This is a genomic window from Paenibacillus tundrae (assembly GCF_030812775.1).
Lineage (GTDB): Bacteria > Bacillota > Bacilli > Paenibacillales > Paenibacillaceae > Paenibacillus > Paenibacillus tundrae_A.
This window is the reverse complement of the sequence record NZ_JAUSTI010000003.1, coordinates 93,728-120,323: the sequence shown is the minus strand read 5'-3', so window position 1 is coordinate 120,323 and position 26,596 is coordinate 93,728. Positions and strand designations below refer to the sequence as shown.

Sequence of the window (26,596 nt, the reverse complement as noted above, 5' to 3'; positions counted from 1 at the left end):
AAGGAGGAACAACTGAAGTGATTGATAATCATTCTTCATCAGCTCATATTATGGAAACTGAATTGCCGGTACTTCAGATTCCGCTGGATTTCGGACGTCGTCAGCAATCATTCGTTTATGAATCAACTCATATTCCTTTACAGCCTGCCTTGAGTCATGAACTTACACAAAAATTCGGCTCAGCATCGACTTACCCTGCTCTCTTATCCACGTACGCCGCCTTGTTATTCCGACTTTCAGGCGAACAGGAGCTAGCCATAGGTACACTGGCTCCTGAGCATGCGGCTGCTAACGTGATAATGCAGATCCATGGGAAGATGACCTTCGGGGAATTGATTGAACAAATTTCGGAGCAACTTCTGAACAACAATACCACTCATCCTGGGGCATACCCTGAAACGATTTTTATGCACAACAGTGTGCAATTGCCTCAAGCTCCGCAAATATTAAACTGGAACATCCGCAATGATCGCGGCCAGTTTATCCTTGATTCGTTCTATGATGCTTCGTTGCTAAATGAGGCAACCATCATGAGATATGCGGAGTATTTTGAGACACTGCTACTCGCTATGATTCGCAATACGGACAAATCTATTGGCTCCGTTGATATTTTATCCTCTTCTGATCGACTGTTGTACCGTGAGCTGAACGATACTGCCGTTCTAGAGCCTGAACATCAAACGATTCATGGTTGGTTCGAAGCTGTTGCGGCCGAGTATCCTAACTCACCTGCAATCACGTCACTTTCAGGGAAATATACGTATCGAGAATTGAATGAGCGTTCTAATCAGGTGGCTCGAGTTCTTCTATCGAACGGTTTACAAAAAGGGGAATTTGTCAGCATCTTCATGGAGAGAAGCTTAGAGACGATCATCTCCATTCTGGGTATTCTCAAAGCCGGGGGTGTGTATGTTCCTGTTGATCCTGAGCACCCACAAGAACGCAATAGCTACATCGTAGAAGATACAGCATCATCCTTTGTCCTAACGAAAGATTCTTCCTTTACTGAAGCTTCACGTCTATTCTCGGGCATCACAACCGTGCGTCAAATTTTATCAGTAGATGGTCGTCTGGCGGGATTTGCAGCAAGCAACCCTAATCTCGATGTTCAGCCGGATGACTTAGCCTATATCATCTATACTTCGGGCTCTACAGGTAAACCCAAAGGTGCGCTCGTGGCTCATCGCGGTGTGACAAACCTTGGTAGTGTCGTTCAGCGAGATTGTGATATTATGCCTAGCGATGTGCTGACCCAGTTTGCTACATATAGCTTCGATGCCTCCGTATGGGATACGATTGGTGCCCTGTTCTACGGTGCTGAGCTTTACCTTCTATCTGCGGAAGAACGAGTATCCGTTGAGGATTTTGCAGCTGCAATCGAACGTACAGGCACAACGATTATTACGATTCTACCTACGATCTTCTTCAACCAGCTTGCCTCCTATCTGTCCGATGAAGGTTTCCATAAGCTGGCTAAAGTCAAAATAATTACCGTTGCGGGCGAAGCACTATATGGTGAACAAGTCCGTGCATTCCAACGTAAATTTGGCAACCAGATTGACATCGTCAATGTATATGGTCCTACTGAATGTACAGTAGCAACGACGACTCATCGAATCAGCGAGCAAGTTCCTGACCATGTCGTTAATATGCCAATTGGTAAGCCAATTCATAACTACAAAGTTTACATCGTGAATGAAGAGCAGCAGCTCTGCCCGGTTGGAGTCCCTGGTGAGGTCTACATCTCCACGCCCGCTCTGGCGAAGGGATATCTGAATCAACCAGAACGTACTGCTCAAGCCTTTATTGAGAATCCGTTTGCGATGGGTGAGAAAATCTATAAATCTGGTGATATTGCTAAATTGCTAGACAATGGATTAATAGAATATGTGGGACGTAGTGATTCGCAGTTGAAAATTCGTGGTCATCGGATTGAGATTGGCGAAATCGAGGATCATTTTGCACGTTTAGAGCAGATACAAGATGTCGCTGTAATCCCAAAAAAAGAATCAGATGGACAAAATATGCTCGTCGGTTACTTTACCTCCGTGGATGGCAGCACATTGTCCGTTGAAGAGCTCAAAGCGCAGCTTGCTGTGAAACTCCCTTCGTATTTTGTGCCAAAATGGATCTGCCAATTGGATGAGATGCCGATTGCGCCAACAGGTAAAATCAATCGCAAAGCGATGGTTGCTCTCCCTCATGAAGAACGTCATGAGAATCGTGCGGAACGTGTACTGCCTGCAACTGAAACTGAAACCATTATTCTGAACGCCTGGAAAGAGATCCTTCAACACGACGACTTCGGTGTCGAAGATAGTTTCTTCACCATCGGTGGAGACTCTCTACGGGTCATTCATGTGCTTGTTCTACTGAAGCCTCACTATCCACTATTGAAGATTGCAGACTTTTTTTCGGAGAAAACGATTCGCGCATTGGCACGTCGAGTGGAGAAATTAGCGCTAGCGACAGAACAGTCAGACTCGGCTTCATCCGGTACAAGTGGTCTGATCACCCAACTATCCGAGCATCCTGTTGAGCTTGCTACACAGATCGGATACCCGGAAATTCTCAAGCCAGAACATGTTCTCCTAACAGGTGCTACAGGTTACTTAGGCTCTCATGTGCTTCAGCAATTAATCCTGCACTCTGATACGAAAATTTACACATTGGTTCGTCGTCCATCGGATGGAACTACAGCTATGCAACGATTGAGCAATGTGATGCAGGGGTATTTCGGAAATGAAGTGGCGCTTCAATTGCAATCTCGCGTTGAGATCATTGAAGGAGATCTAGAGCAGCCGAACCTTGGGTTGACTGGTGAACAAAAGACTTATGTACAAGCTACAATTGATCGCGTGATACACTGTGCGGCAGATGTGCGACACTTCGGGGATGCAGCTCAATTCGCGAAAACGAATGTAGAAGGAACTGTAGCACTGTTGGATCTAATTCGCAGCAAACCAGGTGCCTCCTTCCATCATGTGTCCACGATGGGAATCCCAGAAGATCTAGCACTTAGCGGACAATGGGAATCTTCATTACAATATGATCATTTCCCAGCCGATTTGCATGTGGAGAACGTGTACTCTGACAGTAAACTTGAAGCTGAAAAAGTGCTTATGATGGCAGCAGAGGAAGGCGTACCCGTAAGTATCTATCGAGCTGGAAACCTGACATGCCATTCGGAAACAGGACGTTTCCAGTCCAATATTGACAGCAATGCCTTCTACCGCATGATTAAAGCGATGTTGTTGCTTGGCAAAGCTCCTGCTGCGGATTGGATGGTGGACTTCACTCCAATTGATTACGCAAGCGAAGCGATTGTACATCTGGCATTACGCGAAGACACTGCTGGCCGTGTGTTCCACATCTGTAATCCAGAGTCAATTCGTTATGATGAATTGATCCATTCAATCAATCGCGCTGGTTATGAAGTTGAGACGGTTCCTTTTGCCGAATATACACAATGGTTGTTTGATGCTAGCATTAGTAAAGATGCTGAGGCGCTTCAACTGGCTATCGCTCAGCTTGAAGGGGACGGTGCCAAGGATTCAGCGTACGTATATGCCTCTCCTGTTACAACGGCTTATGTAGAATCTGCAGGCATTTCTTGCCCTAAAGCCGATGATCGTTTTATTTTGAACATGCTTGAGCATGCAGTTGCGATTGGATACTTCCCTGCAGCAATCAAGCCAACTTTTGGCACTTCTCCAACATTGGAGTAGATCTATTCCGTATTTTATCCTTTCATAAGAGGCCCCTGTTCCACTAACGGAACAGGGGCCTCTTATATTATTCCAACATGTTATATCCAGCGAATAAGGGCAATGATGGCTAGATGAGCCGGATAGAAATAACGCCATATCCATCTCGGCCCCTTTAAGCGAAAGCCTGCGCCATAATATTGGGCAATAGCAATACCAACGGTAGCAATAACACTGTACATCTGCACTGAACTGCTATAGAGCGTGATATAGACTGCCGTTAACAAGAAATGTCCAACAACCAAAATTGCACCTTGGAAGTACCGGAATAATAGAACGAGAATCAGCCCGTACATCCCATAGTCCATATGCGTAATCTCCATAATCCATCCTGCACCTATAACAATCGGGATACTCAACAAGCGGACGGGTAAACGATCCAGCGCCAGCAATACCAACAATCCAGACAATAACGTCCATACGACATTTAGTGAGAGGTGGTTAAATGCTGCCATAAAAGGAATCTGTGAAATGACCGCGATCCAGAATAATCGCATTATGTATTTCTTCATATTTCGTGTGTGCTTATAGCCAACATACACGGCAAAAGCATAGATTGGAAATGCGATGCGTCCGATCACTCGCAGTTCCTCCACTTGTGGATAAAAAACGGCACCTATGTGATCAATCAGCATTGTTATCATGGCGATCCACTGCATCATGGTTATGTAGTCCTCCCTTGTTCCTTGTGACGCACAAGCACATCCTTTATCTCTTATACATTAAGATCATAATACAGGAAATTGGTGTCTACTGCATATCCTTCAGACTCATATAACGCTTGAGCCTGCTTATTGCTGATCGCAGTGGACAGAGACAACCGAATAATGCCCCTTTCCTTCGCGAGTGCTCTGGAAGCCTGTAGCAACTTGCGGGCAATCCCTTGCTGACGATACTCAGGCAGAACATATAGATCATTCAGCACCCAGATGCAGCCCATCGATACCGAACTGAAGCTTGGATACAACTGCACAAACCCCATTAATCCCCGATTGTTTCTATTGTCTACTTCTGTATTTTGGCCAAGCTCTTCCGATTCAATGACCCTTTCAGCTACTAGGATAATCGATTCATTATGCCGGATCCGATTCTTTATATATTGCCCCGCCCCTTCTAGATCTGAAGGTTGATTATAGAACATACGATATTGATTAAATAACTCACTTACATGTTCAGTATCAGCAAGCACAGCAATTTTAATTTGATCAGTCATCTCGTTTCTCTCCTTATCTCTTCCTCTTAATGAATGTCATCTTATTATATAGGTTACCTCCAACATTCCACATTCATCATTTGCACCAAAGTTTGCAATCTTTTTGACTTTTCCACAAATGCAAGAATATTTAAGGTCAGGCGTCACAAACTATAGGAGGATAACAAGTCATTATATAGACTGGCGAATCAAGGAGGAAACATGGAATGGAAACAGGCAGCACGCTTGAACAGGTGAAGACCCGTCTCTTGGGCGCTACGGATGTTGTCTATCAGCCCTTTCAGATTGGTACCATTCATTGTGAGCTCATCTACATCCAATCCATTGTAGATACCGCCACAATGAGAGAAGCCATCGTTAAACCGTTGCTAGAAGAAGCATCATACGACGAAATAGACCCTATGCTTACAGCGCGGATTGTTAGTGGCTCTTTTTTCACACTGGACTCACAACTCACAGAATCATCTGAACAACTAGTGAGTGACATCGTCTCCGGTAATGCCGTTCTTCATTTTGAAGGATTGTCCAATTGGATTGTATTCTCAATTCAGAATTATCAGAAACGCTCTATACCTGAATCCACAAACGAGGTCGTTGTGGTTGGCCCTCAAGAGGCATTCATTGAAGATATTCAAGCGAATATGTCTCTGCTTCGGCACAAAATTAAACACCCTGACTTCAAGATGATCCAATTCACAATCGGCAAATATACCAAAACCATTGTATATGTCGTGTACATTGAAGGGTTATGCAAACCCGATATTCTTGAGAACGTGTTGAACAGCTTGAATGAAATTGATATGGATAGCAGCTTAGGCGTCAGCTATTTATCGGAGTTTCTGGAGGATCATCCGCTGTCACCATTTCCCCAGTACCAATATACCGAGCGGCCAGATTCCGTCGCAGCCGCACTCGTTGAGGGACGTATTGGCATCATGCAGGATGGCACACCATTCTCAATAGTTATTCCTGTCACCTTCTTCTCGTTAATGCAATCTTCTGAAGACTACTATCAACGGTTTCATTCCGCATCTTTCATTCGGATTATTCGTCTGCTATTTGCTTTTTTTGCATTTTTGTTACCTTCGGTTTATGTGGCCGTCACCACCTTTCATCCAGAAATCATCCCAACGAATCTGCTAATTACGATTGCCTCCGCCAGGGAGAACATTCCTTTTCCTGCATTGGTTGAAGCGTTCATTATGGAAATCACCTTTGAGGGCCTGCGTGAAGCAGGGATACGTATTCCGAAACCGTTAGGGCAAACCGTGTCCATTATTGGCGGTATTGTTATCGGTCAGGCGGCTGTGCAGGCAGGTATTGTCTCTGCCCCGCTTGTAATTGTCGTTTCCATTACAGGCATTGCCGCCTTTATCATTCCACATTTTGAATTAGGACTGGCATTCCGGCTTCTTCGATTTCCTGTGTTACTCGTCGGTGGAACGCTTGGTCTATTTGGCGTAGTCATTTCGATCTATCTAATATACTGGTACATGGTAAGTCTGCGCTCTTTCGGAGTTCCATATATGCAGCCTTTTGCGCCGCTTGTCCTCCGTGATATCAAGGATACGTTCATTCGGGTACCCTGGTTTCTTATGAAAAAACGAACCAAGGCATATGCAGCGGATAATGAAACGAGGCAAGATACGCCATGAGCCTTCGCTATACTTTGCCTAAATTAGCTCTATTCGTGACATGTTGCCTCTTCTGTGGTGGCTGCTGGTCTAAAGTCGAAATTAACGAGCGCACATTTATTACTGCCATGTATGTTGACAAGACCGATACGCCTGGAGAAGTTGAGGTTTCATTAACAATGCCTCTTCCAAACCGGCTATCCCCAGATCGAGGAGGACCCGGCAAGGAGCCGTATGCCGTAGTTTCTGCGGTAGCCCCTACCATTGCCGATGCGTTAGAACGAATCCAGACAGATCTCACGAGAAGAATCTCCTGGGGACATACACGTGTTGTTGTCTTCGGACAAGCATATGCCCGAGCAGGGATCGACGATACGATGGAATGGATTGCAAGAGAGCCACTATTTCACCTGAGCAGCTACGTAATGGTTGCTGAGGGTAAAGCAAAGGATGTATCCGATTTAACTCCGGTCTTTGAGGAAACCCCAAGTGATGTACTGCGCGAATTCTCCACCGAGGAAAATTTGTTAAAGACCCAGACGCTAAACGTTTATGCTTCTGACAAAATGAATCAAGGCTTCGCTGCATCACTGCTGCAAGCCAAACAATTACCTATGGTAAGCGAAGAAGGGGCGAATAAAAAGTGGGTCAGTCAGATTGGCGGAGCTATTTTCAAGCAAATGCGTATGGTGGGGACTCTTTCAGATGATGAGACTCGCGCTGTGGCTTGGGCTGGTCGCAAACTAGATTCAATGGCAATCTCCATCCAGACAGACAGAGTAAAGGCCAGCATGACTCTCTTCGATATGGACTCAGACATTCGTGTCAGACTAGTCGATGGTGAGCCCTTCTTCGACATTAATCTAACGGGTAAGGGTGAGCTTAATTCCGTCATTCCCATATTGAAAGCCAAAGACGTCGGAAGTGTGCAGGAAATTCAAGTGGAGGCGAGTAAAAAAATCGACGAACACCTCAAGCAAGCCATTGTTACCGCACAGCAGAAAGAGGCAGATATTTTGAATCTAGGATACCGCTTGGAGTGGAAGTATCCCAAGATCTGGTCTAAGCTTCGTCCTCAATGGACAACGTATATAAAAAATAATTTGCAATTTCGCGTTAATACACAGATTAACATTCAGTTTGTTGGATCAGAGTCCAGCTATTGATCTAAACGAACCGTAATGACATGCGCTGAAGGAGGATCTTCATGATCGCTGTTTTGTTGTTCGCTGGGCTCTATCTATCTGACTACGCATCCGTGAAAACGAGTAAAAAGACGATTAGGCGCAGTTACTTCATCTTACTCGGGCTGTTTATCGTGTGGAATACGCTCGCGGTAAGTTGGTCTGCCTGGCCCAATCCCAATGATATCATTCAACTGATCTTTGGCTGGATTGATCCTATGATTCATTAAGAACAGGAGGTACCAATGATCTATGAATCATCTAACGGCTGGGCAAGCTTATCGCTTCATGTTTGTATATCTATACTCTGAACCCATTGCTTTCCTTCTGCAACGATTATTCAAGATGAGCGGTTATCAGGGCTGGTTATCCACGATTGGTGGCTTTCTGATCAGCCTCATCTTCTTATTCTTTACATATAGACTCGGAGCCCTTAACCCGGATCGACCTTGGCTGAGCTTTGGAGAAGACATTGTTGGCAAATGGGTACATCTCTTCTTCGTTGGCATGATCGCGTTGTTGTGTTTGTATTTAGTGACGATTGATGTAGAGAATTTCATTATTTTTCTGCAATCGATGTACTTACCTGAGACTCCCATTTGGGTTACCGCAACACTTACTTTGTTATGTGTCAGCTTATCAGCACGCTCAGGACTAGTGACTATTATTTTTATGGCAGAAGGTATCTTTTTGGTGCAAGTTCTCACATCCACTCTGCTGATCCCAACCGTAGGCAGTGGTGGCAATCCTGATGTACTCCTTTCTTTAACAACACATCATGATCTAGGCGAGATTGTCATCGGTTCTTTTTCTACCCTGCCCTGGTTTTCCGAGTGGATGTTGTTTCTGTTTCTCGCTCCGACTGTTGCGTTTAGACGCCCCTTACTGAGGAGTATGATATTCGCTGGAATCACCGTTATTCTGTTTGTTGTTTTTTTCTGGATCTATACACTCATGAACTTTGGTCCTTATGTAGCAGCGAGCCTCCGTTATCCTTTACTTGAGATGATTAGGTTTGCTCGGTACGGCGACTTTCTTGATAATCTAGATCCCGTACTGATTGCGATCTGGTCAACCACCATGTTTACACGAAGTTCTTTTTTGTTATATGTCGCCTCTGTGTGTCTATCCAAAATTAGTGGTGTTAGACAACAAAAGTCGGTTGTGTACTTGATTGGTGGAACAGCTGCTGCCATTGTGATGCAATACGCCAAAGATGTAACTGCATACGAGCTAGCTACACGCTCTTACGCTGTGCCGATGTATACCTTGCTCATTGAATCGATGCCTATACTGTACGTTATTGTTCACTGGCTCCGATATGGTAAACATCGAAAAATCCAACCCTCTTCCACATCATCATCATGACTTTTCTGCCGCTCAAGTCATTGTGAATAACGGAACAACTGCAGTCCATCTCTTTACAAAATTACTTGTTTGGCATATAGTTGTTATAACAACTATTTACGTACAGTACGTGTTTATCCTGGTTGAAAGTGAGGTTTTCATTATATATGGATTATTCATTGGAGCAATCCGTAGGTTTCATGTTAGGTTTGACGCATCGCAAAGCAGTTGCACTGCTCGCGACCAAATTCAAACCACACGACATCACAACAGAGCAGTTCTCTGTTCTGTTCAATATTGGTAAAGGCGAAGGTGTGAATCAAAAGGAAGTTGCCTTGCGTGTGTTTAAAGATCAACCCACGACTGCCCGTATCATTGATCTTCTGGAGAAGAAGGGATGGGTAGAACGTCAGACGAGTGAACAGGATCGCAGAGCTTACCTACTGTACCTGACAACTGAGGGTCGAACTATGCTGGACATCCTCGTTCCGATCGAAAGAGAAATGAATAAAGAACTTGCTGAAGGTATACCTGAAGACCAGATGGAAGCATTTAAGCATACTCTTTCCCTCATTAATCACAACCTTTAGAGAAAAGAACATCAGGGGGAATTCTGCTATATGAATACACAATCTACACAAGTGAAATTATGGACAACCGATTTTATTTTATTAATGCTATGTAATTTTTTGCTGTTTCTGCAGTTGCATATGATCGTCTCTCCGCTGCCCGCTTATGTGCAGGATCGTTTTCATGCCAATGCATTCGAGGTCAGTTTGTTCACCTGTCTCTTTGCACTTAGTGCCATTGCTGCAAGACTGTACTCTGCCAAGGCTTTAGAGAAAGGTTTACGGAACACGATGATCTATGTGGGTCTGTCCATCGCTCTATTAGCTACACTGGGCTATTACTTTGCTGCGGGCATTGTAGTTTTGCTATTGCTACGTATGCTATTTGGTGTCGGATTTGGTATGAGCAGTACTGCTTTCCCAACAATGGCATCTGATATTGTTCCGGTTAAACGGATGGGTGAAGGAATGGGCTATTTCGGCTTATCCACAAGTCTGGCCATGTCCATGGGTCCCATTATCGGGGTTACATTGCTGCAAGGCCAAGGATTCGTTACGTTAATGTTATGTACAGCAGGTGTAATTGCTGTCATTTACCCGCTAAGTTATTCGTTAACACGTAAAAAGGCATCTCAGCGCGACCAAGTGACACACACAGGAGCAGTTCCTACGTCAGCCGTAAAAGGTGAAAAGATCCCTTTCAATCGTAAATTGATTTTGCCGAGTGTACTGAATGGCCTATTATCTATCACATACGGGGGACTTGTTGGTTTTATCGTGTTATACGGTAAGGAAGCTAACCTCTCCAATCCCGCACTGTTCTTCCTATTTAATGCAATTGCAGTTCTGCTGGTCAGACCCTTTGCTGGGCGTCTTTATGATCAAAAAGGACCAAAAGCGCTGCTGATTCCTGGAGCGATATTCATCGCGATTGGGTTAATTATTCTTTCTTATGCAACCTCTATGCTGTTGTTATTTGTAGCAGCATTTATTTACGGTATTGGCTATGGCTCCATGCAGTCTTCTCTACAAACCTGGATGATTCAGATAGTAGCGCCTTCTCAGCGCGGAATGGCAAATGGCATGTTTTTGAATAGTCTTGATTTAGGTATCGCAACTGGTGCCCTATTGCTTGGTGGTATTGCATCCCTCACAAGTTACACGGATATGTATCGCTATTCGGTCATGTTCATGATTGTGTTCCTACTCATCTATTTAGTTCAAGGCAAGAGAAGTGGCGGCTTCACCATAACCCCTCATCCTCTGCTAGAGCATACCCATATTAGTCCAGACAAGGAGCAATCCTCTAATCAAGCTAAACCCTCTTCTACTGATAGCAATCAACATTGATTTTACACCCTAGAAAACAGCAAAAAATGCGTTGTCACATGAGTACATCAGTCGTATCTCATGCGCAACACATTTTTGCTTTGTGTCTGTGTGTAAGCAACATTCTCTCTAGAATGGGCTTCTTCTTTTTCCTAATTTCGGCAGCACCCGTCCCGTATCTTTCACGTTCTCTTCTTCCTCTTCTTCCTCATCTTCTTGCTTATCGTCTTCTGTTCCGGTATTACTTTTCTCAGGTTTCACTGCAAAAAGTGTAAGCAAACCACCAATTGCCCCTGTCGCAGCAAGTACGCCGAAGATTAAGATATGAGCACGTCCAATTAACAAGGATATGACAGGCGGCCCTAAGGACACCCCGATAAAGCGCATACTACTGAATAAAGCAGTGATCGTGCCTCGTTGTTTCTTATCCACACCTTCGGTTATTAATGCATCAAGACATGGCAATGTTGCACCGATTCCTGCACTGCCTAAGGTAAACAAACCTACGACAGCATATATATTGTCCCATAGCCCCATAACAACCAGCGAGGCAGTCAAGATCACTAAACCCGAGAATCCAATCCATTTCATACGGGTTTTGCTCTTGCCAATCCACTTTCCTGCCAAGAACGAAGCTAGGCATAGCGCTGCTAATGGAATAGCTAACACAAGTCCTTTTAGCACACCCTTTAGCTTGAACTCCGTTTCCAAGGTCTCAGACAAATAAAAAAGCACACCAAAAATAACAAACATGCAGATGCCACCAATGGCAAACAGCGCATAGAGCCAACGACCTTTTTGCTTAAGCACTGTCCGTATAGAAGCGATGAATTCCGAGAACGTAGGAGGTTTTTCTTTTTTCTTAGGTGTTTTCACCAAGAAGATAACCAGCAACAGTGAAATGAGACATAATACAGGGATCGCCATAAACGGTAAATACCATAACCAGACAGCCAGAGCTGCACCAAGGATAGGACTTAATACCTTACCGAAGGTATTGGATGTTTCAATGATGCCTAAGCTCTTGCTGACTTCATTTTCGTCGCTAAACATATCACCCACAAGCGGAATGACGATGGGGAATGCGCCTGCGGCACCTATACCTTGCAGTAGCCTGCCTCCGAGTATCACCCAGTAAGCGGCATCTCCGTTCATTAACCATGCGGCACCACCCGCCACTGCACCTCCAGCAGCCGCGATGATCAAGCTGGGAATAATAACAACCTTACGCCCAAACCGATCAGATAAATATCCGGCAATCGGGATCAGGAGGATCGCGACAATGGCGTACACGGTAATCAACATACTGACTTTGAAGGACGACACTTTTAATTCACGCTCTATCTGAGGAAGAATCGGAATTAACATGGAGTTTCCCAAGGTCATAATTACCGGAATAGAAGCAAGTGCGACAAGATCCCACTTTTTATCACTCATACCTCAACCACCTTTTAAGGGATCAGGAATATCAATGTTATTGTAGGTCATTGTGCAGATGTTTATTCGGGATATGTAAAAAGTTCGTTGAATTACATCGAGCAACACTTCATGCACCTTAACACGATACGACTAATTCCGTTCTCTCCATTCCTTGAGCAGACTCAACGTCCTGTGTTGGTACTTCTCTGCATCTTCATGCTGATTGACCTGATGCTCATGAACATAGGCATTAAAATAAGCTGACACTAGGCGGTAAATAAACCGTCGTAACTGTCCTTCTTCAGACATATCAAGCGAGCGTCCATAACCCTCATGAAAGTCGATTGATTCGGTCGATAGGATCGCCTCGAACTCACGATCAGCAAACATGGAGCGATCTCCGTCAATAATCGCCGCAATGCTAGATTGTCCCTGTTGCCCATGAATCAACACGTTGGCTTCCCATAAGTCATTATGAACTAATACCGGCTTCGTCACCTGATCTAAGACAGGTTGATTAGCTTTTAGAATCGCTAAGATTTCTTCTCCCACTCCGGACATGTAATGAGCATGTTCTGCCTTCGCTGCCGTCTCTGTAGCATAGGCTAATAATACCTCTGACCAACGTGTAGACCCCTTGATCGTGCCATCCGCCTGCGGCCATCCAAATGTATCTGCCTCAATGGTATGCATTGTAGCGGTATATGTGCCTAATTGGCGATAAAGTTCTTTTTTGTCTTTTGCTAACAACGAAGGATCATTTAACTGCCGGCTGGGGATGAACTCCATAAACATATACGTTCTTGGTATCATAATCCCACTAGAGTCACAGGCAATAACCGATGCAGAGGGAATTCCCTTCTGGCGATATAACTCATAAATGATTGGTTCAGATGCCATCATGGTGCGTTCAAATGAAAACAAAGGATCTGCTAGTGTATGTTCACTACCCTCTCCTTGTACTCGCTCAGGAGCTAATCTTAAAATGACATCCGGGTACTTAGGGTGATCCAGCCCTATGCGATAAGTGGTGTTAAACAAACCGCCTTGTAGCAGACCGTATTGCTTTACATGAGTATTTGCACCAAATGTATGTTCTACTAAGGTGTACAGCATCTCTGACGTAATAGGTTGATGTAATTTGGAGTGAATGGAATCCATATAACTTACTCCCCTAACTGTAATAATGATATGTCTTACAAGGTATAAGTCTTATTGTACCTAAACCAATTTGTAGGTTAAACAGTCAAAGAAAACGGATAACAATAACAAGAGAAAAACGGTACCTTTCGGCACCGCCCTTCTACTCTATTCTAACTTCATTTAGACAATTAGCACATTACAATTGAATGGAGATTTGTTTTGCACCAGATGCTGGCGTAACAACTACACCACGCTCACCAGAAACGTAGGAGCCACCTTCAACACTGGATACACTGCCAACACCACGAAGTACAAGACTCCAAGGTTTGCCCACACCTTCTGCGGTAACTTCCAGAACCGAACCATTACGTGATACTTGAACAGCGAGCTCCTGCTCAGCGCCTTGATTCACGATAACCGCTTGGGCTTGATGACCATCAGCTAATTCAAACAAGTGCAAGGAAACATCTTGAGCGAAGTCATAATCTGGTTTGCCATCAACTGCACCTACAGCGATAAGACTGTTCGGCTTGATCATCATAGGCAGCGTTTTGAAGTCATGGTTCTCGCTAACCCAACGTCCACCCTCTACTTTAGTTCCTGTCAGATAGTTCGTCCATGTGCCTTCTGGTAGGTAATATGTTACATCGCCTTCTTTATTGAAGATCGGTGCGACCAGAATAGAATCACCAAACATGTATTGTGTATCAATGGTTGCACATGTAGGATCTTCAGGGAACTCCAGAACCATTGCACGCATCATTGGCAATCCTCGAACAGTGGATTCCACTGCAGAATTGAACAGATATGGCATCAAGCTAAGTTTAAGCTTCGTGAAGTCACGCACCACATCAACAGCTTCTTCATCAAACAACCAAGGTACACGATAAGACTCATTACCATGGAGACGGCTGTGGGATGAGAGTAGACCGAATTGTACCCAGCGTTTGTATACGTCTGGTTCTGCTGTTTTCTCGAATCCACTAATATCGTGGCTCCAGAAGCCGAAGCCTGACAGACCAAGGGATAATCCACCGCGCAGCGATTCTGCCATCGATGAGTAGTTGGAAGAACAATCGCCGCCCCAGTGTACAGGGAACTGCTGGCCACCAACGGTTGCAGAGCGTGCAAACAATGCTGCTTCGTTTTTGCCCAGGTTCTCTTCCAATACTTCAAACACAGCTTTATTGTATAGGAACGTATAATAGTTGTGCATTTTCACCGGATCGGAACCATCGTAGTAGACTACATCCGTTGGAATTCTTTCGCCGAAGTCCGTTTTGAAGCAATCTACGCCTTGCTCGATCAATGTTTTCAGTTTACCTTTATACCAATCGGTTGCTTCAGGATTCGTGAAATCTACGAGCCCCATACCCGCTTGCCATTTATCCCATTGCCATACGCTTCCGTCTGCTGTTTTAACCAGGTAACCCTTCTCCATACCTTCATCAAACAGAATGGATTTCTCAGCAATGTAAGGGTTGATCCATGCACAGATTTTGAGGCCTTTGTCTTTCAAACGACTAAGCATACCTACTGGGTCTGGGAACATATCCTCATCCCACTCAAAATCACACCATTGGTACTCTTTCATCCAGAAGCAGTCAAAGTGGAATACGGAAAGTGGCAGATCACGTTCAGCCATGCCATCTACAAAATGATTAACCGTTGCTTCATCATAGTCTGTTGTGAATGAAGTCGTCAGCCACAAACCAAACGTCCATGCCGGTGGCAATGCCGGTTTGCCAGTCAGCTTCGTATAGTTATCCAGAACTTCCTTCGGATTGCTACCACCGATAATGAAATATTCAAGGGACTCGCCCTCTACGCTAAACTGTACTTTGGATACATTCTCAGAAGCAATCTCATAAGATACCTTCTCCGGGTGGTTTACGAAAACACCGTATCCTTTGTTTGAGAGGTAGAATGGAATGTTTTTGTAGGCTTGCTCACTGCTTGTACCACCATCTTCATTCCAGATATCCACGACTTGACCATTCTTCACAAACGGCGTAAAGCGCTCACCCAAGCCGTATACATATTCCCCAACTCCAAGCTCAAGCTGCTCGCGGAAGAATGCACCTTCAGTTGCAGACTCAATGTATGCTGGACCTCTCCAGCCACTGCCTGTCAAACGTTTTTCATTATAGTGGAAACCGATGTCCCAACCACTTGCTTTGTTAACGGTTACACGTAAGTTGCCACTTTGCAACTCTGCACCGTTCTCATCACGAGTGATCTTTACATCCGTATTTAATGTGTTCAGAGCAAATTCAGGACCAGGATTTACTTTGCCTTTGTGATGGTTCAGTTGTACCCGGATCACATCTGGCATCGGTGAGCTGTACGTTGCTTTGAGCAATGTGCCGTTCAACGTATCTCCCTTGCGTTCAATGCGTTTCGTTGCTGCATATACTGTAAAGGAATCACCCTTTTGTACGATATCTCGAATATCCGCAGGATTTTGTACATGATATCCTTCGCGGGTTTGCCAATAGCCGTCCGTAAATTTCATCTTTGATTACCCCCTTCGGTTATACTATAATAATATTGATATTAATCATGAATTTCTTCTCCTATTTTGACCAAATATATCACGATTTTGATATATCCGAACGTTTTCTTACTAAATAACACCAATCAATGGAAACGATTACATTAGCATCAATTTCATTATACTTTTCATTACTTCATTAATAATGATCATTGAAGGAGCCACATCATGGAACGTGAACGTTTACGAGAAGATCGGGTACACGGTGATGCCATGTATCCTGTCAGTGTATATCCGGATATTCAACAGTTGGACGGCGATATCATTCTTGATTGCCACTGGCATGACGAGATGGAGTTCACTATGGTTACACAGGGAAGTGCCGTCTTCCAGATTGATATGAACACGGTTGAGGTACAGGCTGGGGAAGCCATCTTTGTTAACCGCGGAGAAATTCACGTTGGTTATTTGAAGGGTACTACTCCTTGCGTCTTTTCTTCCATTGTGTTCAGCCCTGAACTGCTAGGCAGTCGCACTTTTGATACGATTCAGGAAAAGTTTATTCATCCGCTTGTTCACAAGACACTCGTGCCTCCCAACCACATCAAGCCAAGTGATGCTTGGGGACAAGAAATCCTACTGTATTTACAACGTATATTTGCTGAACACGCAACGAATTCAGAGACGTGTGAAATGTCCACCAAAGCATATTTGTATCTTATATTTGCACAGATGTTCGAGCACATGCGTCCAGCTACTACCCATGGTACTCTTCCTACAGGTAGCCATGATAAAGTGGAACGCTTGAAGTCGGTGCTATCGTACATCCATCAACATTATCCAGAAGCACTTAGGCTGAAGGAATTAGCAGACGAGGCAAACATGAGTGAAGGCCACTTTTGCCGATTCTTCAAACAGATGGTGCAAAAAAGTCCTGTCGATTATATTAATTATTACAGAGTGCAACAGGCCTGCTACCTGCTGGAGAATACCGATCATAAAATCGTAGACATTGCGATGGATGTTGGCTTTGAGCACCTAAGCTACTTTATTACCACGTTTAAGAAACATAAAAGCACTACACCATCACAGTATCGAAAAATGTTCTATGAGAAAGTTGACGTAGAGCCCATGCTAATCTGATCGTCATTACTTAGCCTGCGGGTACATGGTAACATGTCAGCTCATACACATGGATCCCAGCATGCTCGCTAACATTCATTCAAAAGCTATTGATTCAAGCATTTCACAGCCTTCCCTAAGTCAAAAAAAAGATGTCAGCAACAGGAAATCGTCGCGACATCTTTGGGAAGGGTGTTTTCTGTTTTTCTACATTAAAGTTAAACCTTTTACTCACTAGTACTTTAACGTTTTCCAAGATGTGTACTCGTGAATTGAGAATCCGTTAAAGGATGAATGTACTTTTGCCATATTCTCCACCAGCTTAAGCTGAGACTCCATGTACTCCGAACCCTCTTCATAGAAGGTAATAAAGTCGCCCTCTTTACTTTGCTTCGTCTCTATAGCGATGGATATCTTCTTGCCTTGTTGTGCTGCATCGATGAGTTCATCCTTCGCCACATTATAAATTGCAGTTGCTGTATCCCGGTAGGCCATGATTGTGATTGAATCATATTTCTGAATCATCCAATTGCTAACCGCCTGAGTCGAACCAGGAACTTTGTAATTATCCAGCCAGAACGGCAGATCTGCCCCAACTGTCATCTTCATCTGTTTAGCACGATCCATAATGTACTCTACATTTCCCATCCATTGCGTAATAACACTCGCTTGATTCGTTTTCCACTGTGGATGCACATGGGGTTCAATGTCCAAATGAATGCCAGCAAATTTCTCATTGGGTTGTACCTGATTTTGATACGCTTCAATCCAGTTTAGAAAATCAGCGATTTGCCCTCTACTTTCGGTCAATCCCCAAGCGGATCTGCCATCCATCACATCCACTGCAATATGGTTCGCTCTAGCCTCACGAATAAAGCTTGTATAATAAGGGATTTTCACATCCCGATTCAATTGCAGGTAGATTGTATTTACCTTTTTTTCTTTGGCAAATTTCAGTACTTCTTGTGGACGGCTTTGAATCTGAGTAGTGTCCCAAACCCATGTAGCCCGGATCGGCTGTTCAATCGCACCATGAATGCTCTCATAACTTTCAACCGAACCATCCGCAATGGTTTTCGATGAAAACGTAACACCTGCGACGAGGATTAGACAACTGACAAGTTTGATAAAATGATATTTGGACTTCTGTTGCATATTCGTACACTCCCTCAAATGTTCTGACCTTTAGCACCGGCAAAAAAACTGTCGTAATTTAAGCATTTTGGCGTATTTACCAAAGGCTTTCTCTAGTGAATTGCTTCTATATGCAATGTCATCTCTAAGACTTACGACGAAAGAATCATATAACATTATTTCGGGTATTCACACTTCTGTATTTATAGTTCTAAAGTCTCAATTAACAATATTTTCTCTTATTTAAACGTATTATCACACACGACTTCAGTCATTATGAACATAAGAAACCTACCGACAGAAGACCTAGGAAGCGTTTTCTTCCTAGTTTGTTCAAAATGAATCGCTTACTATATCCCTCTGTTGAGTTCTGCGACAAACTTCAGCTAGGCTACGTCCGACGAATCATTTCACTGCTTCCGACAGTTCACTCTTCTTTTTAGACAATTTTCCGCAATCGCTCCGTTTCATCCTCGCCTTGAAGTACAAAATTGAATATGTCTTGCTCCGTAAAAGCACAAAAAAGCCATCTAGATCCGCTCTAGATGGCTTGCTCATTTATCGTCAAGTCATTTCAATTTCAATATAACGTTATAATGATGTTTAAAATACTTACGAACCAGCCGGGGCAGCCTTCACGTTCTCTGCCGTCTCATCAAATAAAGAAACCAGCTCGATCCCTTCTGCCGAGATCCGTACCAACCCTTTATCAGATAACCGCAGTTCTGGAATGACAACCAATGCCAGCAATGATAAGGTCATAAATGCATTATTCAGTGTACAGCCAACCGATTGCAACGCTTCGCTAACGGCGGCGGATTGAACAGCCACCTCTTCAAAAGACTCCGTTGACATCAATCCGGCAATCCGTAACGGGAACTCCGTCACTCCTGCACCTGTTACTACTGCAACGCCACCTTGCATGCGAATGACCCGGTTCCCTGCTTCAGCCATCAAAGCATCATCATTACCGATGATCAATAGATTATGGCTGTCATGAGCTACCGTCATTGCGATGGCCGCTGGTGCAGTGAAGCCAATACCTCCAACTAAAGCTACGGCTCGGTTCCCAGTTTGTTTGTGACGCTCCAGCACTGCAATTTTACATACATCGCCTGTCGTAGATATTACAACCCGACCATTCTGTACAGCAACAGGAAGATGTGTTTCCTTCGTATCCACATGATTCTCCGTTACATGAATAATCTTAGCCCCGATCGTGCCTTCTTCAATCGGCGCAGCAAGTTCCATCTGCTCTGACGTGATTGTCGGTTCCAATTTCACCGTATTCAATGCCTCTTCAGGATAGATGAAATCGTCCCACACGGCAGTCATCTGACCATTCTCAGCCACGACCTGCCCAGCCGCAATCGTCATACCAACACGCACATCCGCGAGTCGCCCATCCAGCAAAATAATATCAGCAATATTACCTGGGATGATTGCGCCAATATCTCGGGCCACACCAAATCGCTCAGCCGTATTAATGGTTGCCATCTGAAATGCTGTTACCGGCTTCACGCCCTGTGAAATCGCGAGACGCACGACAAAATCCATATGTCCTTCCTTCAGCAACGACTCTGAACTGCGATCATCCGTAACCAGCATCATCCGGCGTGTATCCAAACCAAGCTCCGTGCAAGCTTTGATCGTCTCAGCTACATCATGCCAAGCTGATCCTTGACGCATTTTGGCATACATGCCTAGACGCAGACGTTCAACCACATCTTCCTTCGTTACACATTCATGATCTCCAGTAACGCCACTGGCCGCATAGGCTGGCAAACGCCAATCATCTGCTGCCCAGGTAAAGTGTCCATCAGCTACTTTGCCTGCTCGAAGCGTGGCTTGAATCTCTCCAATCATCGTTTCATCTCCGTACACCACACCTGGAAAATTCATGACCTCTCCGAGACCAATCATATCCGGCCCCCAAGAGAGAGCTTCAGCGACTTCCTCTGGGCCAATATGAGCCCCTGTGGTCTCCAAACCAGGATGTGTGGAAGGAACACATGACGCAACCTGCATATACGCAGCCATTGGTGTCGTCCGTGCTTCATCAAGCATCATTCTGAGACCTTCAAGTCCAAGAACATTGGAGATTTCATGAGGGTCAAAGAATCCACCCGTTGTACCAGACGGAAGCACGGCTCGTGCAAACTCTGTTACCTTCATCTGCGTACTTTCAATATGGCAGTGACCATCCAGTAGTCCCGGAGCTATATACTTGCCTTTTGCCTCGATGATTCGAGTGTGTTCTCCGATCGTATGACTTACATCTTTGCCGACATATGCAATCCGTGCGCCCTGCACAGCCACAGACATACCTTCTAAAATTTCACCGGATATTACATTGACCAGTGTCCCGCCACGAATCACCAAGGTTGCTGGCAAGTCTCCACGTGCTGTTGCCACTAGATCAGGTACACAATCCGCCATTGGCGGTCGGTCAAAAGATGATTGGTTCATGTTGTTGCCTCCTCCTGAATTAAACGCTCCAAAAAAGTATATTGTTTCGATTATATGAGCCCGAACTCTAAGTGTAAAGAACATTTACACCAATTGTGTTTAAATCCAAATTCAGATGCAAAATTTATCCAAAGTATCCAAACCGCAAAATTTGCTCGTCCATAATGTCAGAAAATATGTAGAAAACTATAGGATGGTTTAATTGCAGAAAGTACAGGTGTTCAGGTTAAAGTACAAATTTGCTTCAGGTGTCAGGAGCTAACCTAAAGACGGTATATTGAACTTTCGAGACAGATACTCTCCTTTAGTTGTCTCCATCAACAATTTAATATTTCAATATCCGCATTTAATAATACCGAACCGTTAACATATCATCGGGTAGACTCTACTGATTGCTTCAATTCTCATTTATGATGCTTCGGAAGTGGATCTCCTTAGTATGAAAAGACAATTTTAATATATCTATAAACATTAGATGAATTAGAACCGATAAAACTTAAGCACATTGTTAGACGAAATTACATACTCATATTTTTTTGAAAGGATGGATTTAGATTGAGATTTAAGAAGAGCATTAGTTTGTTAACCGGGTTTACAATCGCATTATCCTTACTGGGAGGGGTATCTCACGCCGCCACGCCTGATTTCGAGCAAGGATCCGGATACTCTGTTGGAGGATATGATCTCGAAGCAGTACAACCTACCAAATTTAACTGGACAGGAAAATCAAGATTCGACGCTGTTGATGGTAATTTTACAGAGAAGTGGAGCATTCCTGGTTCGACGGCTGGATATCCTGCTGTTATCGGAAAAGATGGAACTATCTATACTATAACTTCTTCTGGACTTCGTGCCGTTTCGGCTAATGGCTCACCGTTATGGACATTCAAAGAGGCTACAAATCAACCCATTATAGGTAAAGATGGACTAATTATTACTATCGGTGGAACGAACTTATACGCCATTAATCCCGATGGAACACTTCATTCAAAAATAGCCTATCCAGGCAGTGGATCAATAAGAGAGTATGCGATCAGCGGAAACAATGTCGCTTATTTAGGAACTGGAAATGGAACTTTACATGCATTCGATCTCACAAACAAAACATTGTTATGGTCCTATAAGGGTGTAATAGGTAACTATAATAGTCATCCAGCTATTGCACCTGACGGAACAGTATACATTGCGCATATGAACGGCGGACTATCATTAACTGCAATTAATCCTGATGGCACTCTCAAATGGAATAAAAAGCTGAACGGATCTGCCGCAAACCAAATATCAATGAAACGTGGCGCTCCAGTTCTCGATAAAAATGGTAATATATACGTTATGACTACTGGTAACAATGCTACAATCTATTCAATAAGCCCTAATCTGGATCTGAACTGGACTTTACAATTAGATAATGTAAATACCAACTCGGGTCTATTGTTAGATGAAGCAAGAGAGACACTTTATATTACTTCCAATAAACTAACAGCGGTTAATCTCGATGGATCAATTAAATGGACATCAGAGACAGTTGGAAATAATACTAGTAATGCTGTAATTGATAAAACTGGGATGATCTTTGTCCAACATAGTACTCTTGGCATTAGTGCTGTTACTCCTGACGGTCAGGTACATAGCTCATTTAGTAATAATTTTGGTTTAAGTGGTTTTATCTCCATTGCCGAAAATGGAGATCTGTTAGTGAACTCCCTAAACACCCTTATGCTCATAACAGGAACTAATGATCTCCATGAGTCAGACTTCCCAATTGATAACGAGCAGCCTACAGACCCAGAGATTCCAACGGATCCAGAAACACCAAACCCGGAGACACCTGACCCAGAAGAACCAAACCAACCAAACCCTGTAGGTGATCGTGCCATTTTTGTTCTGACCCTGATTAACGGAACAGTTAAAGAATACGATCTCTCAATGGCAGAAGTACAAGAATTTATTAGATGGTACGAAAACAGAGCAATAGGTGCACCAATTACATTTGCCATTAACAAACATAACAATAACATTGGTCCGTTTAAACAAAGACAAGATTACATTATTTACGACAAAATCATTACTTTCGAGGTAAATGAATACTAATATTCATGTAGGCTATCCCATACGTCATTAAAATGGCTTGGGATAGCCTCTTTTTTTGTAGAAGCCGCATTAATTTTTAGTTTAAACTATAGACTTATGGTTAGGGGCTGACCAACTCGCACCCACCCCTATCATGTGAATATATGCATCAAAAAGGCAAATGGGACAAGGCAGAGAAAACTTCTGCTTTGTCCCATTTTAGCTTAAGGCTGTGATATCTTTTACTCCGTATGTTTTTCCGACTTTCGAGACAGCCTCGCTGTCTAATTACCATTAAGTCTATATCACTTTGCCTAATCCGCCTGAACAGCGGACACCTTCCCCGTATCATATAATGTCTCAGATTGCGAAGTAATAAATGGACTCGGTTGACCTAAACAATAGATATGAAGCAAATGCATAGCCCGTGTACACGCCGTGTAGAACAACTTGCGCTCATGCTCTTGGGCATAATGCTCCTCAGAACCATCGTAGATAAGTACGGCATCAAACTCTACACCTTTTGCTAAGTAGGCAGGTATGACATGAACACCTCGTTCGAACGCTAGCGTCGTTTTCTTGATCAGCTTCGGCGCGGTAGTTAATACCTTACTGAGTGATTCATGCACTTCTCTACTTTCTTCTGCGGTCTTACAGATCACTGCTACGGACTCATATCCTTCCTCAATTAAGGCGTTAAGGTCAGCAGTGATCAGATCAAGATGCTTCTGCTCAGACGTTGTAACAATAACTTGAGGTTTCTCCCCACTGCGATTAAACGGAATTATCTCTTCTCCACCCGGAACCATTCCCTTTGTGAACTCCACAATCTCTTGGGTTGAGCGATAACTACGGGTTAACTCAATAAGTTCGGTATTTTCAGGGCCGTATAGATTCGTCAATGGTCCTGTCCCACTCAGCACAGAGGAATGGGCATAAATCGCCTGATTGAAATCACCAAGCGCTGTAATCTTGGCTCGTGGAAACAGTCTTTTCATAAAAGCCAGCTGGAACGCAGAGTAATCCTGAGCTTCATCAATAATTACATGCCGGATGTTAGAGTTAATATGGAACCCAAGCAATAGTTCACGTAAGTACAGATACGGTGTGATATCTTCATAAGCAAGCTCTTGTTCTTTCATTCTCCGAAGAGTCATATCGCTGATTTCTTCCCAGTATGCAGGCAATGGTTCGTTATCCAGCAGTCGAACCATCTGTCCTTGATCCTTGAACAATTGTGAATAAAGCTTGCGAACATCAACAAAGCGCAACGATTTGATCCATTTTCGTAAAGGCTTAAGGCGACTACTTACAACCATTCTGGCAAGAATCTCGCGTTCCTGCACAAAATCATCAAATGTATCCACCTTCCCTTTTTGTTTACGCTTCAGACGCTGGAACGCTCGTTGTAGTTCTTCTGGCTCCATCAGATCAAGCTGCTGATCTACCCAAGGTGCCTCTAGTTCACTTTTCCCGAATGCGGAGAGCTCTTTCAACATCCAGTCTCTTAACATTTCGAGCCGATTCACCAGCTTCACCGATGGTTCATAACTGTAGAATTTCTCCTCCATCGCTTCAGCCGTAACAACAGCACGTCCTTGGAAACGAACCGGCTTGAACTTCATACCAGCGAGCATTAAGTTGTCTTTATATTTCGTGATCACCTTCAGGAAAGATTCAGACGATTTGAATCGAATCCCAGACATACGTGCAGGGTAAGCTGCGTCTTCTGTAGCCGAGAGCACATATTCAAGCTGAATAAACGGATCCTCAAGCTGGTACTCCCGTCCAAGACGGCGTTCCAAATACTCTTGGAACGTCGTTTGCAACATATTTTCTTCCCCTAACTCAGGTAATACCGTTGATACATAACTATTGAACATTGGGTTTGGCGAGAAAAGAACCATCTGATCCGCTGACAAATGTTCGCGGTATTTATATAGAAGATAGGCTACACGCTGAAGGGCAGCCGACGTTTTGCCGCTTCCTGCAGCCCCCTGTACAATCAGCATACGTGTTCGATCATTACGGATAATGCGGTTCTGCTCTCTCTGGATCGTCGCCACAATACTTTTCATCTGCGCATCTGACGTCCGGCTCAGAACGGCCTGCAACAATTGATCACCGATGGTTACACCTGTGTCAAACATGAACCGGATACGACCTTCACGGATGACAAATTGCCGCTTCATTTCAATGTCGCCGCTAATCTCACCGCTGGGTGTCTCATATGTGATGGGCCCTGGCGCACCGTCATAATACAGATTGGATATTGGGGCACGCCAATCGTACACCAAGAAGGATTCCTCCTTCTCATCCAATAAGGAAGCAATGCCAAGATAAATGCGCTCTGCCTGCGGATATCCGTCCTCTTTGAAATCGATGCGTCCAAAATAAGGCGAGTGATGTAGTCTTTTCATTTTGTCGAGTGCCGCTGCCGTATTCAAATGACTACGTTCCCGATCCGATAGAACCTGTGACTGCTGCCGCATACTTGTAGAGGTTTCTCCTACATCATCGGCTTCACTAAAGTTCATGGTAACCTCGTCCCAGAAGTCCTTTCTCATCTCTACAACTTCATCTCTAAAGGAACCAACCTCTTGTTCAAGAGTTGTAATTTTACGTTCAATCTGATTGGTTACACTGTCGACCCGATGCTGTTCTTCGCTCCATTGCTGATCTGTACTCATATATTCCTATGCCCCTCTTTCCCCGGAATGTGTCCTCAAAAGCCCATTTGACATGCCCGACTAGGCCATGGTATAATTATTAGAAAGTAAACATTTTAAATTTATGTCAATTAGTTCTAATTTTTTTGAAAACCATTTTTTATTGTACCAGTGACAACGTCCCGATGCAAGTGGAGGTGTTTTTTGTTGTTTTCTAATGTTACTTTCTAACGCCTACTTCTTCAATGTATTGTGGTAAGCTCTTGGTTTATTTCGTTTATTGACATACTACCCTGCTGTTAACTCTTCTCCAACACCCCATATATCCTATGCAACATCATCTTTCCTTAGCTTATTATTACCCACCATATGGATCGATATAGATAATTTCACATGGTAATTATGATTGTTTACGTAAGGATAAGAGATCTTTAAGCAATCTCATAGTCGTAACTCTGCAATGGTCTCTTCCCACCGCTTTAATGTGCCAGGCTCATCCTTCAATTGAAAGGTAATCCCGGAAGTGATATCCGCGTAAGGTGCATGATCTACACGAATACTCCTGATCTCACCTTCATAGCGATCTCTTGGATGAACAGACTCAAGTAAGGGAGGAAGCGCACGTAACGTAAGTCGAATGGTTAACAACTGATGATCTATAATGGCGATCAACGTAGCCTTGCCTGTCCGCTCCATATTTTGGCTTGTCTGCGTGCCAGACCACAATGCAATTCTCAGCACGGTTGGACTTATCGCAACCAGTTCTCCCACACTAATCATGGCTTGATGTGGCCATGCATCTTCTGAAACGGTTAGAAGCTGCATCGCTTCATGTTTTTTATGTTGTACATGCTGTCCATCGAACCACTGCATTAATTCAGGGTTAAGTTCTGTTATTATTGAAGTCATAATATCTCCTTCAGTTCATTATAGAGGTAGTTCCGAAAGTCCACTTTTGATTACAAAGGTGCCTAGTGGCATCTCAGTATTGAATAAGGGGTTAAACTTTGAACGCATTTATCATATTAATGAT

Annotated in this window: 18 protein-coding genes; 9 read left to right on the top strand and 9 right to left on the bottom strand. The window is 43.8% G+C overall.

The genetic code is table 11. From position 1 onward, the window contains the following. Nucleotides 1–50: 50 nt before the first annotated feature. Nucleotides 51–3,728, top strand: coding sequence for a non-ribosomal peptide synthetase family protein (locus tag J2T19_RS06310; RefSeq protein WP_307214571.1), 3,678 nt, complete (start codon nucleotides 51–53; stop codon nucleotides 3,726–3,728). 80 nt (nucleotides 3,729–3,808) lie between these two features. Here J2T19_RS06310 and J2T19_RS06305 read toward each other — a convergent pair whose 3' ends face one another. Continuing rightward, nucleotides 3,809–4,429, bottom strand: a complete 621-nt coding sequence (locus J2T19_RS06305; protein ID WP_235540746.1) for a TraX family protein — start codon at nucleotides 4,427–4,429, stop codon at nucleotides 3,809–3,811. A gap of 53 nt (nucleotides 4,430–4,482) precedes the next feature. Continuing rightward, a complete protein-coding gene (locus tag J2T19_RS06300; protein ID WP_307214173.1) occupies nucleotides 4,483–4,980 on the bottom strand; it encodes a GNAT family N-acetyltransferase in 498 nt (165 codons plus the stop codon). A gap of 206 nt (nucleotides 4,981–5,186) precedes the next feature. Here J2T19_RS06300 and J2T19_RS06295 point away from each other — a divergent pair, with 206 nt between their 5' ends. The 6 genes from J2T19_RS06295 (at nucleotide 5,187) to J2T19_RS06270 (ending at nucleotide 11,064) form a co-directional block, all read left to right on the top strand. Next, complete coding sequence (locus J2T19_RS06295; protein ID WP_307214172.1) at nucleotides 5,187–6,635, top strand: spore germination protein; 1,449 nt, start codon at nucleotides 5,187–5,189, stop codon at nucleotides 6,633–6,635. Beyond that, nucleotides 6,632–7,780, top strand: coding sequence for a Ger(x)C family spore germination protein (locus tag J2T19_RS06290; RefSeq protein WP_307214171.1), 1,149 nt, complete (start codon nucleotides 6,632–6,634; stop codon nucleotides 7,778–7,780). Before J2T19_RS06295 ends, J2T19_RS06290 begins: the two co-directional genes overlap by 4 nt. 41 nt (nucleotides 7,781–7,821) lie before the next feature. Continuing rightward, the gene (locus tag J2T19_RS06285) at nucleotides 7,822–8,028 is read left to right on the top strand and encodes a hypothetical protein (protein ID WP_307214170.1); all 207 of its coding nucleotides are present in this window, start codon (nucleotides 7,822–7,824) and stop codon (nucleotides 8,026–8,028) included. A 22-nt stretch (nucleotides 8,029–8,050) separates the two neighbouring features. After that, the gene (locus J2T19_RS06280) at nucleotides 8,051–9,166 is read left to right on the top strand and encodes a GerAB/ArcD/ProY family transporter (protein ID WP_307214169.1); all 1,116 of its coding nucleotides are present in this window, start codon (nucleotides 8,051–8,053) and stop codon (nucleotides 9,164–9,166) included. Nucleotides 9,167–9,312: 146 nt separating this feature from the next. After that, nucleotides 9,313–9,735, top strand: a complete 423-nt coding sequence (locus J2T19_RS06275; protein ID WP_239289631.1) for a MarR family winged helix-turn-helix transcriptional regulator — start codon at nucleotides 9,313–9,315, stop codon at nucleotides 9,733–9,735. 30 nt (nucleotides 9,736–9,765) lie between these two features. Beyond that, nucleotides 9,766–11,064, top strand: a complete 1,299-nt coding sequence (locus tag J2T19_RS06270) for an MFS transporter (protein ID WP_307214168.1) — start codon at nucleotides 9,766–9,768, stop codon at nucleotides 11,062–11,064. A 108-nt stretch (nucleotides 11,065–11,172) separates the two neighbouring features. Here the strand turns inward: J2T19_RS06270 and bcbE are convergent, their stop codons facing one another. The 3 genes from bcbE to yicI all read right to left on the bottom strand — a co-directional run bounded on the left by bcbE (nucleotide 11,173) and on the right by yicI (nucleotide 16,120). Continuing rightward, complete coding sequence (gene bcbE, locus J2T19_RS06265) at nucleotides 11,173–12,480, bottom strand: bacillibactin exporter BcbE (RefSeq protein ID WP_307214167.1); 1,308 nt, start codon at nucleotides 12,478–12,480, stop codon at nucleotides 11,173–11,175. 132 nt (nucleotides 12,481–12,612) lie between these two features. Next, the gene (locus J2T19_RS06260; protein WP_307214166.1) at nucleotides 12,613–13,623 is read right to left on the bottom strand and encodes an aminoglycoside phosphotransferase family protein; all 1,011 of its coding nucleotides are present in this window, start codon (nucleotides 13,621–13,623) and stop codon (nucleotides 12,613–12,615) included. Nucleotides 13,624–13,801: 178 nt separating this feature from the next. Then, nucleotides 13,802–16,120 (bottom strand): alpha-xylosidase, encoded by a 2,319-nt coding sequence (gene yicI, locus J2T19_RS06255; RefSeq protein ID WP_307214165.1) that lies wholly within the window; start codon nucleotides 16,118–16,120, stop codon nucleotides 13,802–13,804. Between the two features lie 207 nt (nucleotides 16,121–16,327). On the opposite strand from yicI, the gene J2T19_RS06250 reads away from it, so the two are divergent. Continuing rightward, the gene (locus J2T19_RS06250) at nucleotides 16,328–17,242 is read left to right on the top strand and encodes an AraC family transcriptional regulator (RefSeq protein ID WP_307214164.1); all 915 of its coding nucleotides are present in this window, start codon (nucleotides 16,328–16,330) and stop codon (nucleotides 17,240–17,242) included. A 213-nt stretch (nucleotides 17,243–17,455) separates the two neighbouring features. Here J2T19_RS06250 and J2T19_RS06245 read toward each other — a convergent pair whose 3' ends face one another. Together J2T19_RS06245 and ade are read right to left on the bottom strand one after the other, a co-directional pair. Continuing rightward, nucleotides 17,456–18,376, bottom strand: a complete 921-nt coding sequence (locus tag J2T19_RS06245; protein WP_307214163.1) for a hypothetical protein — start codon at nucleotides 18,374–18,376, stop codon at nucleotides 17,456–17,458. 591 nt (nucleotides 18,377–18,967) lie between these two features. Next, a complete protein-coding gene (ade, locus tag J2T19_RS06240) occupies nucleotides 18,968–20,824 on the bottom strand; it encodes an adenine deaminase (protein WP_307214162.1) in 1,857 nt (618 codons plus the stop codon). A gap of 555 nt (nucleotides 20,825–21,379) precedes the next feature. Here ade and J2T19_RS06235 point away from each other — a divergent pair. Further along, the gene (locus tag J2T19_RS06235; protein ID WP_307214161.1) at nucleotides 21,380–22,915 is read left to right on the top strand and encodes an outer membrane protein assembly factor BamB family protein; all 1,536 of its coding nucleotides are present in this window, start codon (nucleotides 21,380–21,382) and stop codon (nucleotides 22,913–22,915) included. Between the two features lie 293 nt (nucleotides 22,916–23,208). On the opposite strand, the gene helD is transcribed toward J2T19_RS06235, so the two are convergent. Both helD and J2T19_RS06225 read right to left on the bottom strand, forming a co-directional pair. Then, nucleotides 23,209–25,584 carry an RNA polymerase recycling motor HelD gene (gene helD / locus J2T19_RS06230; protein ID WP_307214160.1) on the bottom strand — a complete coding sequence of 792 codons (2,376 nt, stop codon included), beginning with the start codon at nucleotides 25,582–25,584 and terminating at the stop codon, nucleotides 23,209–23,211. Nucleotides 25,585–26,004: 420 nt separating this feature from the next. Then, the gene (locus J2T19_RS06225; protein WP_307214159.1) at nucleotides 26,005–26,472 is read right to left on the bottom strand and encodes a pyridoxamine 5'-phosphate oxidase family protein; all 468 of its coding nucleotides are present in this window, start codon (nucleotides 26,470–26,472) and stop codon (nucleotides 26,005–26,007) included. Between the last annotated feature and the right edge of the window lie 124 nt (nucleotides 26,473–26,596).

Bases quoted from the DNA above. Each gene is read 5' to 3' on its own strand.
- yicI (WP_307214165.1), bottom strand. From the start codon at position 16,120: ATGAAATTTACGGACGGCTATTGGCAAACCCGCGAAGGATATCATGTA.
- J2T19_RS06290 (WP_307214171.1), top strand. From the start codon at position 6,632: ATGAGCCTTCGCTATACTTTGCCTAAATTAGCTCTATTCGTGACATGT.
- J2T19_RS06245 (WP_307214163.1), bottom strand. From the start codon at position 18,376: ATGCAACAGAAGTCCAAATATCATTTTATCAAACTTGTCAGTTGTCTA.
- J2T19_RS06260 (WP_307214166.1), bottom strand. From the start codon at position 13,623: ATGGATTCCATTCACTCCAAATTACATCAACCTATTACGTCAGAGATG.
- helD (WP_307214160.1), bottom strand. From the start codon at position 25,584: ATGAGTACAGATCAGCAATGGAGCGAAGAACAGCATCGGGTCGACAGT.
- J2T19_RS06225 (WP_307214159.1), bottom strand. From the start codon at position 26,472: ATGACTTCAATAATAACAGAACTTAACCCTGAATTAATGCAGTGGTTC.
- J2T19_RS06300 (WP_307214173.1), bottom strand. From the start codon at position 4,980: ATGACTGATCAAATTAAAATTGCTGTGCTTGCTGATACTGAACATGTA.
- J2T19_RS06280 (WP_307214169.1), top strand. From the start codon at position 8,051: ATGAATCATCTAACGGCTGGGCAAGCTTATCGCTTCATGTTTGTATAT.
- bcbE (WP_307214167.1), bottom strand. From the start codon at position 12,480: ATGAGTGATAAAAAGTGGGATCTTGTCGCACTTGCTTCTATTCCGGTA.
- J2T19_RS06295 (WP_307214172.1), top strand. From the start codon at position 5,187: ATGGAAACAGGCAGCACGCTTGAACAGGTGAAGACCCGTCTCTTGGGC.
- J2T19_RS06310 (WP_307214571.1), top strand. From the start codon at position 51: ATGGAAACTGAATTGCCGGTACTTCAGATTCCGCTGGATTTCGGACGT.
- J2T19_RS06285 (WP_307214170.1), top strand. From the start codon at position 7,822: ATGATCGCTGTTTTGTTGTTCGCTGGGCTCTATCTATCTGACTACGCA.
- J2T19_RS06270 (WP_307214168.1), top strand. From the start codon at position 9,766: ATGAATACACAATCTACACAAGTGAAATTATGGACAACCGATTTTATT.
- J2T19_RS06250 (WP_307214164.1), top strand. From the start codon at position 16,328: ATGGAACGTGAACGTTTACGAGAAGATCGGGTACACGGTGATGCCATG.
- ade (WP_307214162.1), bottom strand. From the start codon at position 20,824: ATGAACCAATCATCTTTTGACCGACCGCCAATGGCGGATTGTGTACCT.
- J2T19_RS06275 (WP_239289631.1), top strand. From the start codon at position 9,313: ATGGATTATTCATTGGAGCAATCCGTAGGTTTCATGTTAGGTTTGACG.
- J2T19_RS06305 (WP_235540746.1), bottom strand. From the start codon at position 4,429: ATGATGCAGTGGATCGCCATGATAACAATGCTGATTGATCACATAGGT.